The sequence below is a fragment of the Pseudarthrobacter sp. CC4 genome, from assembly GCF_048957775.1.
Taxonomy (GTDB): domain Bacteria; phylum Actinomycetota; class Actinomycetes; order Actinomycetales; family Micrococcaceae; genus Arthrobacter.
The window spans coordinates 135,000-147,561 of the sequence record NZ_JARCCZ010000002.1 but is presented as its reverse complement, the minus strand read 5'-3'; the positions used below and the strand labels follow the sequence as shown (position 1 = coordinate 147,561).

13 protein-coding genes are annotated in these 12,562 nt (G+C 68.1%); 8 read left to right on the top strand and 5 right to left on the bottom strand.

Translation table 11 applies throughout. The annotated features are described in order from the left end of the window. Positions 1-4 precede the first annotated feature (4 nt). The 3 genes from PV768_RS01900 to PV768_RS01890 are packed head-to-tail and all read right to left on the bottom strand — an operon-like array spanning position 5 to position 2,759. A complete protein-coding gene (locus PV768_RS01900; protein WP_421092110.1) occupies positions 5-436 on the bottom strand; it encodes a DUF2177 family protein in 432 nt (143 codons plus the stop codon). Beyond that, positions 433-2,301 carry an AMP-dependent synthetase/ligase gene (locus PV768_RS01895; RefSeq protein ID WP_421092109.1) on the bottom strand — a complete coding sequence of 623 codons (1,869 nt, stop codon included), beginning with the start codon at positions 2,299-2,301 and terminating at the stop codon, positions 433-435. The genes PV768_RS01900 and PV768_RS01895 overlap by 4 nt, the downstream gene beginning before the upstream one ends. Beyond that, on the bottom strand, positions 2,298-2,759 hold the full coding sequence (locus PV768_RS01890; protein ID WP_421092108.1) for a MarR family winged helix-turn-helix transcriptional regulator: 462 nt from the start codon (positions 2,757-2,759) through the stop codon (positions 2,298-2,300). The genes PV768_RS01895 and PV768_RS01890 overlap by 4 nt, the downstream gene beginning before the upstream one ends. 123 nt (positions 2,760-2,882) lie before the next feature. Here PV768_RS01890 and PV768_RS01885 point away from each other — a divergent pair, with 123 nt between their 5' ends. From PV768_RS01885 to PV768_RS01860, 6 genes are all read left to right on the top strand, one after another. Continuing rightward, positions 2,883-3,749, top strand: a complete 867-nt coding sequence (locus tag PV768_RS01885; protein WP_321215514.1) for a DUF1295 domain-containing protein — start codon at positions 2,883-2,885, stop codon at positions 3,747-3,749. 85 nt (positions 3,750-3,834) lie between these two features. Then, the gene (locus PV768_RS01880; protein ID WP_157238926.1) at positions 3,835-4,170 is read left to right on the top strand and encodes a cupin domain-containing protein; all 336 of its coding nucleotides are present in this window, start codon (positions 3,835-3,837) and stop codon (positions 4,168-4,170) included. A 264-nt stretch (positions 4,171-4,434) separates the two neighbouring features. Beyond that, entirely contained in the window at positions 4,435-5,829 is a 1,395-nt protein-coding gene (locus PV768_RS01875) for an OFA family MFS transporter (protein ID WP_157238925.1), read from the top strand. A gap of 1 nt (position 5,830) precedes the next feature. Next, on the top strand, positions 5,831-5,974 hold the full coding sequence (locus tag PV768_RS01870; protein ID WP_197432416.1) for an MFS transporter small subunit: 144 nt from the start codon (positions 5,831-5,833) through the stop codon (positions 5,972-5,974). A gap of 184 nt (positions 5,975-6,158) precedes the next feature. Beyond that, positions 6,159-7,037 carry a GmrSD restriction endonuclease domain-containing protein gene (locus tag PV768_RS01865; RefSeq protein ID WP_321215515.1) on the top strand — a complete coding sequence of 293 codons (879 nt, stop codon included), beginning with the start codon at positions 6,159-6,161 and terminating at the stop codon, positions 7,035-7,037. Between the two features lie 140 nt (positions 7,038-7,177). Next, positions 7,178-8,068 (top strand): diacylglycerol/lipid kinase family protein, encoded by an 891-nt coding sequence (locus PV768_RS01860; protein ID WP_321215516.1) that lies wholly within the window; start codon positions 7,178-7,180, stop codon positions 8,066-8,068. A gap of 18 nt (positions 8,069-8,086) precedes the next feature. Here the strand turns inward: PV768_RS01860 and PV768_RS01855 are convergent, their stop codons facing one another. Continuing rightward, a complete protein-coding gene (locus PV768_RS01855) occupies positions 8,087-8,554 on the bottom strand; it encodes a hypothetical protein (protein WP_321215517.1) in 468 nt (155 codons plus the stop codon). A gap of 106 nt (positions 8,555-8,660) precedes the next feature. Here PV768_RS01855 and PV768_RS01850 point away from each other — a divergent pair, with 106 nt between their 5' ends. Continuing rightward, positions 8,661-8,927 carry a hypothetical protein gene (locus PV768_RS01850; protein ID WP_323056390.1) on the top strand — a complete coding sequence of 89 codons (267 nt, stop codon included), beginning with the start codon at positions 8,661-8,663 and terminating at the stop codon, positions 8,925-8,927. A gap of 4 nt (positions 8,928-8,931) precedes the next feature. Here PV768_RS01850 and PV768_RS01845 read toward each other — a convergent pair whose 3' ends face one another. Continuing rightward, the gene (locus tag PV768_RS01845; RefSeq protein ID WP_421092107.1) at positions 8,932-11,604 is read right to left on the bottom strand and encodes a PEP/pyruvate-binding domain-containing protein; all 2,673 of its coding nucleotides are present in this window, start codon (positions 11,602-11,604) and stop codon (positions 8,932-8,934) included. Between the two features lie 315 nt (positions 11,605-11,919). Here PV768_RS01845 and PV768_RS01840 point away from each other — a divergent pair, with 315 nt between their 5' ends. Then, complete coding sequence (locus PV768_RS01840; RefSeq protein WP_421092106.1) at positions 11,920-12,561, top strand: DUF1326 domain-containing protein; 642 nt, start codon at positions 11,920-11,922, stop codon at positions 12,559-12,561. Position 12,562 lies beyond the last annotated feature (1 nt).

Here is a 12,562-nt window from a genome sequence, read left to right as displayed (position 1 = left end):
CAGCCTAGGACGCGCGGCCCTTCGCCAGGACCCGGTGCAGGACCGTGGCCGTCAGCCAGGTGACCAGGCCGCAGGCAGCGGCGCCCCAGAGGACGTCCGTCACGGCGACGACGGCGGGGAAGTCCTTCAGCACGGCGAACGCGGTCAGCGCCCAGGTGGCGTAGGTGAAGAAGCCGAACAGCGCCGCGCCCGTGACCCGCTGCCGCATCGTTGCGTGTGCGTCGTTGGGCCGGACCCCGTAGTGCACCATGCCGGCCACGAAGATGAGGTAGAAGGCCACGGCTCCGGCAGCGTTGGGCCTGGCGGCAATCAGGTGGCCGATCTGGCTTTGGTAAAGGTTGCTCGCCACGAAGCTGATCCAGACGAGGTCCAGCACAGCGAAGATCACGGCGGTGACCGCGTAGGACAGCAGCCATCTCTTGGTTCGGGTGTTCATGCCTGGCTCCTTGACTCGGCGTAGAGGTTCTCCACGATCTGGCTGGCGCGTTCGGTGAACGCGGTGCGTTTGAGTTTCATGGTGGGCGTGACCATTCCGTTGGCCTCGCTGAGGTCCGCCAGCAGCAGCACGAACTTGCGCACCTGCTCGGAGCGGGCCAGTTTGGCGTTGGCGGCACTGACTGCTTTGCCGACGGTGCTGAGGAGGCGCGCGTCCTCGATCCGGACGGCACCGCCGTCGTCCGGGATCCGCAGCCCGGCAAGATCGGCGAAGCCCTCGCGCCCCGCCCACGCCGTGACGGACTCGGGGTCCAGGAGCACCAGCCCGCCCAGGTACGGTTTGCCCTCGCCCACCATGACGGCGTGGGCCACCAGCGGATCACCCTCCACATAGCCTTCCCAGATGGCCGGGGTGATGGTCTTCCCGCCGGCGGTGACGATCACGTCCTTGATCCTGCCCTTGAGGGTCAGCCGTCCCAGCTCATCGAGCTCGCCGAGGTCTCCTGTGTGGAAGTACCCGTCCGTGAACACGCCCTGGTTGTCCGCCGGCCTGCGGTAGCCGGCGAACACGCCCACGCCGCGGGCCAGTACCTCGCCGCGGTCCGAGATGCGCACGGTGGTTCCCGGCATCGGGACGCCCACCGTGCCGGCGGCGATGGCGTCCGGCATATTCCCGGTCAGCGGCGCGGTGGTCTCCGTGAGGCCGTAGCCCTCGATGACGGGCAGGCCAAGGCCACGGAAGAACAGGGACAGCTCGGCGTCCAGTGCGGCGGCGCCGGACAGCAGGTAGTCCAAACGGCCGCCCATCAAAGCGCGGAGCCGGGCGTAGAACGCGCGGTCGAACACTGCGTGCCGCGCACGCAGGCCGAACGGGGCGCGCAAGGACGGGTCGGCGTCGTGCGCTTCAGCGAACCGGCCCCACTCCACAGCGGTCTGCTGCGCCGCAGCCCATACCCGCCCAAGGCGTTTCCGGGCCGCTGCGCCGGCAGCGGACGCCTGGATTTTCTGCAGCACCCGGGGGACCACCACCAGGAAGGTGGGCTTCAGGACCCCGAGGGCGGGCACCACGTCCTTGGGATCGGACAGGTGGGCGATGCGCATGCCGTTGGCCAGGCAGATCAGCTGCAGGCCGCGGGCCAGCACGTGGGCCATGGGCAGGAAGATGACGGTGTTGCCGCCTTCGCGGACCACGCCCGTATAGGCGGCGCCCACGTTGAGCACCTGGCCCACGAAATTGCCGTGGGTGATCAGGGCGCCCTTGGGGGCGGCGGTGGTGCCGGAGGTGTAGACGATGGTGGCCACGGCGTTCAGGTCCGGCAGCAGGCGCCGCTCCTCAACGGTGCTGTCCGGGATGGCGGCGCCGCGCAGTTTCAGCTCGGCAAGGTCCGCGCCGGGACGTGCGTCCATGGTCCAGACGCCCAGGTTTGTCCGCCCGGCCTGTTCAAAGCCCTGTTCCAACAGGAGGGCGTGCCCGGCGGTGCCGGCGACGGCCAGGCGCACGGCGGCGTCGTCGAGGACCGCGGCCACCTGGGGCAGGGCGGAGGTTTCATAGACGGGGACCACGACGGCGGCGGCGAACCACGCTGCCATGTCCGCCACTGCCCATTCATACCGGGTGGGCGACATGATGGCGAGGGACTCGCCGGGCTGCAGGCCGGCGGCGATGAGGCCCTTGGCCAGGGCGCGCACCTCCTCGACGAACTGCCGCGTGGTCACCTGGCGCCACGGATCCGTGATGGCACCCTCCGGGGCCCGCACCTCGAAGGCAACATGGTCCGGGGACGTCCTGAACCGCTGCATCAGCAGCTCCGTGGCGTTCCGGTGGCTGGACGGTTCAACCAGCAGCGGGGTGGAGAACTCTCTCAAGCGGTGTCCTTCGTCGAAAGGGTATTCAGGTGGTTCTGCATGAGGTGCCGGGCGGTGTGGAGGAACCCGGCCACGGCGTCCTGCTGGGCGGCAGGCAGGGATTCGAGGTGCCGGTTGGTGGCATCCATGAGGGGCCGCATCAGGTTCATGATGTCCCGGGAGGCGGCGGCGGTGGCACTGACGTGGACATGGCGGCGGTCCCCTTCGCCGCGGAGGCGTTCCGCGTAGCCGCGGCTTTGCAGCCGGCTGACGATCGCGGTGGTGGTGGCGGCCGTGGCGCCCAGCTTCACAGCGAGGTTTCCCACCGTCATGGGTCCGGACTGGGACAGTGTGGAGAGGGCGCGGTAGTCGGTGAGGTTGAGCCCCAACCTGTCCGCCACTTCGCGTTCAGTCTCGTTGGCCAGCGCCAGAACAGCCTGAAGGGCGACGGCGGCCGGATGGTACGACGGTGTGTTCATGGTTCCTCCCATCTTCGCTAGTCTATATAGTAATTAGATAACCTTGTAATCAAATCAGTTTGAAGAAGCGGAGTGCGCCGGGACCGCGTGGCTGCCGTCCCGGCTTGGGAAAGGAATGCCCTGATGAAGGATTCGGACCGTAAGGCGCTCATCATTTTTGTGGTCGCGGTGCTGGTGGGGGCGCTTGTCGCGTTCGCCGGCAGCCAGGGTGGTGCCACCGTGGGCGGGTTCCCCCTCTTTGCGCTGGGGGTGGCGGCCGCGTTCCTTATCCAGTGGCTGGCGTTTATCCCGGCGTTCAAGGCGCAGACCGAGAAGTACTACGACCTCACCGGCGCCCTGACCTACATCTCCATCACCCTGCTCCTGGTTGTGCTGACCCCGGGTGTGGACGCGCGGGGGCTGCTGCTGGCGGCCATGGTGGTGGCGTGGGCCGTAAGGCTGGGGAGCTTCCTGTTCCGCCGCGTCAGCAAGCACGGCAAGGATGACCGGTTCGATGAGATCAAGCCATCGTTCATCCGGTTCCTGAACACCTGGACAGTGCAGGGGCTGTGGGTGGTCCTCACCGCGGCTGCTGCCTGGATTGCCATTACATCCGTCGCCCGGGTGGCGCTCGACGGGTGGGCGCTGGCGGGCTTCCTGGTGTGGGCTGGTGGCTTCGGCATCGAGGCTGTGGCGGACAACCAGAAGGGCCGGTTCAAGGCTGATCCGGCCAATAAGGGCCGCTTCATCTCCACCGGACTGTGGTCCAAGTCCCGGCACCCCAACTACTTCGGCGAGATTGTCCTCTGGACCGGCGTGCTCCTGATCGCCGTTCCGGTACTGCAGGGCTGGCAATGGCTGGCCCTGCTGTCTCCGCTCTTCGTGGCGCTGCTCCTGATCAAGGGCAGCGGCATCCCGCTGCTGGAGAAGAAGGCCGACCGGAAATGGGGCGGCGAGCCCGAGTACGAGGCCTACAAGAAAAACACCCCGGTCCTCATCCCAAAGCTGTAGGGCAAGTTGGCGGACGAGCTTCCTCAGGCGGAGCTCGGGACGCTGGCCTCTGGCACTGCCTCTCCGCGGTGGGTACGGTGTCCGCATGCAGAAGATATCGATTGATGCCCTGGCCCGCCAGCAGCTCGAAGCAGCGGTGGCGGCTCCCAGCGGGCGGGCAGCGGACACGGCGTTCGGCGGACATGAGAAAAAGCTGCGCCAGACGGTCATGGCCTTCCGTGCCGGCACGCAGCTGAGCGAGCACCAGAATCCCGGCGAGGCCACGGTCTACGTGATCAGGGGATCGGTCTGGCTGAAGTCCGGTGGTGAAGCCTGGCAGGGCAAGGCCGGGGATCTCCTGATTGTCCCGAATGGGCTGCACAGCCTTGAGGCCGAGGAGGACTCGGCGGTGCTGTTCACGGTGGTCAAAACGGACCGGTAGGGGCGGGGCCGGCGGCGGCTTCGGTGAAGCTGCTGCCGCCCGGAACCCGCCTCCTGCTGTCCCGGCGCAACCGGCGGCCACAAAGCCGGCCGCCGCTCACCGCGGATTTGCCGCCGCTCGGCGCAAGAATCATACGTTTGCTGACGATTTGCCCCATGATTGCCGGAGGCCACAGCGCCATAAGAGGGACTTTCGCCTCTGGAGGGGTATGCGCTGCGGCAGCGAACAGACATCGACGTCGTCGAACAAGCAAAGGGAACATCTATGGGCTGGCTGGACCGAGAACGAACTGTTGCCCCGCCGGGATTCAACCGCTGGCTGGTGCCCCCCGCCGCGCTCGCGGTCCACCTCTGCATCGGGCAGGCCTACGCCACGAGCGTATACAAGACCGCCCTGGTCAAACACTTCGGCGCCAGCCTGACCGAGATCGGCGTGATCTTCTCCATCGCCATCGTGATGCTGGGCCTCTCGGCCGCGATCATGGGCACGTGGGTGGACAAGAACGGCCCGCGCAAGGCGATGTTCACCTCGGCCATGTTCTGGGCCGGAGGCTTCCTGATCGGCTCGCTCGGCATCTTCACCCACCAGCTGTGGCTCGTGTACCTCGGTTACGGCTTCATCGGCGGCATCGGCCTGGGCATCGGCTACATCTCGCCCGTGTCCACCCTGATCAAGTGGTTCCCGGACCGGCCCGGCCTCGCCACCGGCATGGCCATCATGGGCTTCGGCGGCGGCGCGCTGATCGCCAGCCCCGTCTCCACGGCGCTGCTCAAGATGTACGATCCCAACTCCGGCGCCAAGGACTGGGTGGCCAGCGGCGATGCCGTGGGCAAGCTGTTCCTGACCCTCGCCGTCGTCTACCTTGCTTACATGCTCTTTGGCGCTTTCACCATCAAGGTCCCCGCCGACGGATGGAAACCGGCTGGGTTCGACCCCGCCAAGGTCAAGGCCGCCAAGCTGGTCACCACGGAGAACGTCTCGGCGAAGAATGCCGTGAAGACGCGCCAGTTCTGGCTGCTGTGGATCGCGCTGTTCTGCAACGTCACCGCGGGCATCGGCATCCTGGAGCAGGCCGCGCCCATGATCCAGGACTTCTTCCGCCAGTCCGACGGCGTGTCCCTGGTGAGTGCCGCCGTCGCCGCCGGCTTCGTGGGGCTCCTGTCCATCGGCAACATGGCGGGGCGTTTCGCCTGGTCCGCCACCTCCGACGTCACCGGCCGCAAGCGCATCTACATGGTCTACCTCGGCGTCGGCGCCGTCCTGTACACGGTGCTGGCGCTGGCCGGGTCCAGCACCACGTTCCTCTACGTGGCGCTCGCCTTCGTCATCATTTCGTTCTACGGCGGCGGCTTCGCCACCGTTCCGGCCTACCTGCGGGACCTCTTCGGGACTTTCCAGGTGGGGGCCATCCACGGCCGGCTGCTGACCGCCTGGTCCGCCGCCGGAGTGGCCGGGCCGCTGATCGTCAACGCGTTCCTGGATGCCCAGGGCAAGCCCGGCCAGTTGGACGCCGCGTCCTACCAGCCGGCGCTGCTGACCATGGTGGCGCTGCTGGTGGTCGGCTTCCTGGCCAACCTGATGGTCAAGCCGGTGGACGCACGATTCCACGAACCCCGCCCCGACCGCGGACGGGCACACGAACCTGCCATGGAGGCCTGAGATGAGCACTGCACACACCGCCGGCGCGCAGGCGCCCGCCAAAGTATCGGTCGGCAAACTCGCCATCGCCTGGGCGCTGGTGGGCGTCCCGCTGGCCTACGGGATCTACCAGACCCTGACCCGGGTGGCTGCGCTGTTCGGGTGAGGAACGGCGCCAGCCCCGCGCCGGCCGCGGCGCAGGGTTGGCGCAGGAGTCCTTAAGAGTTTCCCCAGTTCCACCAAAACGCACCTTTCCGGTTCACGGCGGGCCATAGGCTCTTCCTCGGCGCAAAACACGGCCATGATGCCTGTGCGCCGGAACCTGTCGTGCACACAACCTGGGGAACCGCATGTCCATCACCACGTCCTTGCCTGAAACCATGCCTGCGTCCGGCACCCGCGCGGCGGCCGCCGTCGTACTTGCCGCCGTCCTTGCCCTGCTCACCGGGGGTGCCCCGGCAGCTGCCGACACCCTGGACAGCACCGCAACACAGGCGGCCGGGCCGTCCGCCGCCGTTGAGGCAGCGGACCTGCTGGCCACCCTCCCCGTGAAGGGCCGCGCGCCCAAGACCGGATACGAGCGGGCACTGTTTGGCCCGACGTGGGCGGACGTGGACCAGAACGGCTGCGATACCCGGAACGACATCCTGCGGCGGGACCTGACCGAGGTCACCTACACCACCAGCGTCCCCTGCACGGTCAAGACCGGCATCCTGGCGGACCCGTACACCGGCACAACCATCAGCTTCGTCCGCGGCACCACCACCAGCAGTGCCGTGCAGATCGACCACGTGGTGGCGCTCAGCGACGCCTGGCAGAAGGGCGCGCAGCAGCTGACCACGGAGCAGCGGACGGCGTTCGCCAACGATCCGCTGAACCTGCAGGCAACGGACGGCCCCACCAACCAGCAAAAGGGCGACGGCGACGCCGCCACCTGGCTGCCCGCGAACAAGGGCTTCCGGTGCGAGTACGTCGCCCGGCAGGTTTCGGTGAAGGCACGGTACAGCCTGTGGGTGACGCAGGCCGAGCACGACGCGATCGCGGGCATCCTTGCCGGGTGCCCCGGGCAGGTGGCGCCCGCCGCCGTCGAACCCGCTGCTCCTGCCGCGGTCTATTACGCCAACTGCGCCGAGGTGGTGGCTGCCGGAGCGGCCCCTCTGTACGCCGGTTCGCCAGGCTACAGGTCCGGGCTCGACGGGGATTCCGACGGGGTGGCCTGCGAGGGGTAGCTGTTGCCTGGGCCAGTCCGGGGGCTGTCCGGCAGGCACTGCGGACGACGGCGGCACGGTCAACTTCAGGACGGGGGTATCCACGGATAGGCTGGAGCTGACCGCACCAAGGCAACAAAGGGCACCGGAGGATGGGCACGATGGCTGACGACCGGGCACCGGCCTTTGACCGGGTCGTCCTCATTTTCAATCCGACGAGGGCCGGGATGGCCGCGCGGATCGATTCACTGCAGGAGGAGCTTGCCACGAACCTTCCGGGCCTGCAGGTGGTCCTGCTGCCCACGGAGTTCGCGGGGCACGCCCGGGACCTGGCACGGTCAGCGGCCGGAAGCGGAGAACCGCTCATCGTCTCGGTCAGCGGCGACGGCGGGTACAACGAGGTGGTCAACGGGGTGATGGACGTGCCCGCCAGCAAGGCGGTGTGCACTGTGCTCCCGGCAGGCAACGCCAACGATCACCACAGGAGCATGCAGGTCCGGCCGCTCACCGAGGCCATCCGTGAGGGCAGCGTCCGCCGCATCGACCTGTTGCGCGTGACCTTCCGGGGGATGCACCGGGAGCAGGTCCGGTACGCGCACTCCTATGTGGGGTTCGGGCTCACGCCGCTGATGGCCATCGGGATCGAAAAGGGTGGAAAAGGGAAAGTCCTGGAACTCATCTCCGTTGCCCGGACGCTTTCGGGCCTGAGACCGTTTGAGCTGGTGCGGGCCGACGGCGCCACCGCGAAGTTCGACAGCCTGATCCTGGCCAACGTCTCGCGCATGGCCAAATATGGAACGGTCAGCGAGTCGCACTCCCCGGACGATGGCCGGTTCGAGGTGGTGACGCTGCCCCATGCCGGGCTTATGAGGATGGCGCTCATGACCCTTCGGGCCGTCACGCTGGGGCTTGGGCACCAGCCCAGCGTCAGCAGTTACGCCTTCACGACGCGGGACGCCGTACCCTGCCAGATTGACGGCGAAGTGGTCTATGTCCAGGCGGGGACCCATGTCCTGGTGGAAAGCGCCAAGGGCGCCCTCTCCACCATCTGACGGATCAGGGCGGCTGCCCTAAGCGTGTGCTGGACCGCCGAAGGACGGACGCCGGCCGGACCGGTAGGCAGAGTCGATGACGGGGCCTAGCTCGTCGAGCACGGTCTTGTTTCCCGGCAGAACCACGTGGGCCAGGAATTCGGATTCAAGGGTGGCAATGCCTGCCGCCGCCGCCGCGAGTTTGGCGTCGATGGCCAGTGCCAGGGCATGCCAGGACTTGCGGTTGGCGCGTTCGAGGACCTTTGCGTTCGCCTCGTGAAGCGGGCCGTCCGCGATGTCCCCGCGGATAACCAGGGGCCCTTCGGACTGCAACAGCGGCAGGACAATCCGGAATTGCCGCCCGCCGCCCTTGAAGGCAATGGCACTATGGTTCCCACGTTGGGTGAAAAGAACGTCCGTTGCCCCGTAGTCTCCGAGCGCCCGCCTGATGTGTTTCCGGGAAGCCTCGCTGGTGAAGGAATCGCCCCGGGTGTAAGGACCTGTCATTCTTCAACTATGCGCCTCCCAGCCACTCTTTACTGCATGGCCGGTACCTGCGCGGAGTGAATCTGCGCCAGACTGGAAGCTGCACCCACCACGAAAGCGGATTCCCTTGATTACTCTCCAACAGGACGCAGACGGCTTCATCCGGATGAACCGGCACTACCCCAACAGCGTCCGCATCAGGATCGCCTTCACCGACGGCAGCACCGGTGAGTTCTCAGGGCAGACCCTCAACAATGCCTACGACGCAGCCCTCGCGGAATTCCGCGCGAAGAACGGCCTCGACGCGCGGGGGTTCTCCAGGACATCCGCCGGCCGGCAGAACTCCGGCAACAAAGTCGATTTTGTTCCCGTGCATCCCGGCATGGGGGAGTAACCGCTCAGCCCCGGGGAACCCCCGGACCGGCATGGTCCTCGATCGTGACCGTCCCCGCGTCCCCGTCCACGCTGACCCGCGGGCCGCCGGCAAGCCGCTGCGTGGCAACCCCGGTGCCGAGGACGGCAGGGATGCCGTACTCGCGGGCCACGATGGAGCTGTGGCTGAGCGGGCCGCCGACGTCCGTCACCACGCCGGAGGCCATCGTGAACAGCGGCGTCCACGCGGGCGTGGTGATGCGGGCCACCAGCACCTCGCCGGGCTGCATGAGGGCGAAATCCTGCGGACCCCTCAGCACGCGGGCCGGCGCGGTGACCCGGCCGGAGCTCGCCCCGGCACCCTTGATCACATCACCGGGCTGGTGCTGGGAGCCTGCCGGCATCATGGAACCGAAGGCTTTGTCCATCCACCGGCGCTCCGGCAGCATCTGCGGCGCGGCAGCCTTCACCTGGCCCCGCCACAGCATCCTGCGCTCCTCCACGGCAGCTGCGCGCACGGGCCGCCCGGCCCCGGCGATTGCAGCGCCCCCGCGGGCTTCCGGTTCGGCGAGGCCGAACTCGACGGCGCTCCGCAGTTCCTGGAACCGCAGCCAGAACACGTCGTCCGGCGCCGCGATAACACCGGAGTCCACCAGGCGCCGGCCCAGTTCCAGCAGCATCCGCCGCAGCAGCGGCCAGGCGAGTCCGACGTCGGCCAGCGCGTCCTCACGGATGGGCGCGGTCTCCTGCGCCCACCCCAGCAGCCGGCGGAACACGGCCCGGCGGCGCGGTCCCAGCCTGCCTTCCATCTGCTTGGTCAGTTCTTCCCGGCGCTCGGTCAGCAGCTGCTGCCGCTCGTGCGGGTCGGTGCCTTGCCCGCGCAGGTAGAACTTCACGGTCTCCAGCTGGGCGGAGGGATCGTCGGCCGGCACCGGGGTGGCGAAATCCAGGTTGTAGACGGCGTGGCCAAACCGGTCCAGGTGCTCCCTGAACGTGAACCGCCATTCCTGCCACAGGACGTCGTCCACACCCTCGGGCGCGGAGCCGGTGCGCTGGCACTCGGCGAGCACCGCCGTCGGCCGTTCCAGCAGGGCCGCTGCCAGTCCGGGATCGCTGCGGGCCCAGCCGGCCAGGTCGTACAGGGACTTCTCCGCCCGGATGGGCTCGCTGTCGAAGCCCAGGAGGAAGGTCTGGGCCGGCGGATCGCCGTCGCGCCGGAGGACCTTGTCGTAGAAGGCCCGGAAGGAGATTTCGCTCATGGTGGCGAGCGGAATGATGGACTGCACGGCCGTGTAGTACACGGTTCCGGCGTCCAGGAGGGCCTGCGCCCCCGCCAGCAGTTCCTCCCCGGGGAGGTCGGCCGGCGGCGTCACGGACCAGTCCTTGATCACCCGTTCGTAGCGCGGATGCGAGTATTCGCGCCAGCCCGCAATGCCCATGTGCCCTTTGCCGCGGGCCAGCGCGCCCAGTGCCGTGAACAGCCTGCCCGTCAGGCGCCACATGCCGGAGGTGCGGTAGTAGTAATAGGCGTAGCCGTTGATGGTGGGCAGGTGAATGTCGCCCTCGCGGAGGACGTCCTTGCCGGTCGCTTCCGCCATGAGGGCCCGCAGTGAGCGCGATACCGAGCCGTCAATCAGGTCGGCAAAGAGCGGGGAGAGCGGGTCGGGGAGCTGTTCCACGATGCTCGCGCGGAAGTAGAGGCCCTTCGGATACGGCAGCGGCCAGGTCTCCGGGGTTTCCGCGGCGGGTTCGGGCAGGGCCGTGATGGGGCGGGACTGCAGCAGGTAGAACCGGCCGCCGGCCCGCGCCCACTCGATGTCCTGCGGCACCCCGAAATGTTTCGCGATCCGCTGTCCGTAGCGGGCCAGTTCGGCCGCCTCCTGGTCGTCCAGGACGGGCGCACGACGGCGGGCTGCCGCCACCGGTTCCTCCCGGGTTCCGTCCTCCGCGGAGACGGTCATGATTTCCTTGTCCGCCGTCTGCCGCGACACCACCGCGCCGGTCCCGGCGTCCACCACGAGGTCGTCCGTGGTGACCGTCCCGCTGACCACTGCCTCGCCCAGCCCCCACGCGGCGCTGATCACCGCCTGGTCGCGCCGCCCGTTTGCGGGGTTGGCGGTGAACATCACCCCGGCGGCCTCGGCCTCCACCATCTGCTGGACCACGACGGCGAGGCGCACCTGGTCGGCCCGCACGCCTTCGCGGGCGCGGTAGGCCATGGCGCGCGCCGTCCAGAGGGAGGCCCAGCAGTTGATGACGGCCTCCGCCAGTGCCGCCGTGCCGCGGACGTTCAGGAAGCTTTCCTGCTGCCCGGCGAAACTGGCCGATTCGAGGTCCTCGGCGGTGGCGGAGGACCGCACCGACACTGCGGTGTCCCCGCCGCCCAGGCGCTCGTAGGCGGCGCCGAGCCTGGCCGCGATCCCGGCCGGCATGGTGCCGTTCCGGAACAGGCCGCGGATCCGCTCCGAGGCTTCCTCATAGTCCTGCGGCGAAGCCTGCGCCGGCAGGGCGGCCAATTCCTGGATAGATGCGCCGAGGGTGTTCGCCGTGACGAACTCCGAGTACGCCGCGGTGGTCAGGACAAACCCTGGCGGGACCGGCAACCCGGCCTGGATGAGGCCGCCGAGCCCCACGGCCTTGCCGCCGGCCACGGCAACATCACCGCGCCCCACGTCGCCCAGATCGCTGATGTACGTCATGGCTGCGCCTCCTTGCCGGGTGAGCCGTGGTCGTGCAACGGACATTCCTGGAGGTGCCCAGAGCCCCCGGCTGGTAAAGGCTCGACGCAGGACCCGCGGGCGTTTTGCCCCCCATGCCTTCCTGTTCCAGCGTGGGCCGAGCCGCCGGACACCGCTAGGGCCGAACGGCCTTGGCCCGCCGCTCCAAGGGCTCCTGACATTAGGTATTTCGGCATATTGACTGCCCGCAGCCGGAGGAATAGCGTCTGCGTTAACGGGGTCATTCACCCCGTTTCCACGGAACGAGGCGCCGGTCCGGGCCACCTCTGCACGGCGATGGCGCCAGGTGAGGAGGATGCTGTGTCTTGGGAAATGTCTGGAACATACGCTGGAAACTGCACGTGCCAGCTGGTGTGTCCATGCCCTGTGGACGGCGTGCCCACCGGGCCCGGGGGCGAGTGCCGCAACCTGAATGTGTTCCACATTGCAAAGGGGAATCATGACGGCACGGACCTGTCCGGCGTCGACTTCGCCTTCGTCGGCTGGTTCCCCACGAATCTGACAGGGGGCGGCTGGAAGGTGGGCGTCGTCGTCGACCAGTCCGCATCCGATGCCCAGGTGAGCGCCCTGGAAACCATCCTTCGCGGCCAGGCCGGGGGCCCCTTCGGCGACTTTGCCGGCCTGTACGGCGAGTGGCTGGGACTGGAACGCGCCGCGGTCACATTCACGGACGGTGAGCGGCCTTCCGGTTCGGTCTCGGACAAGGCCCGGTTCACGTTCGAGCCGCTGCCCGGACCGGACGGCGGCGTGACCACGGTGAAGAATGCGATGTACGGCTTTGCGCCCGAATTCCTGATTGGAAAGGGGCCGGGGCACGTGGACCTCTTCGGCATCGACTTCGATGGCGTCTACGGCGAAACATCCGACTTCACGTTCGCCAGTGAAATGGCGGAGGGTGCCCCCAAGGGCCGGGTCTGAA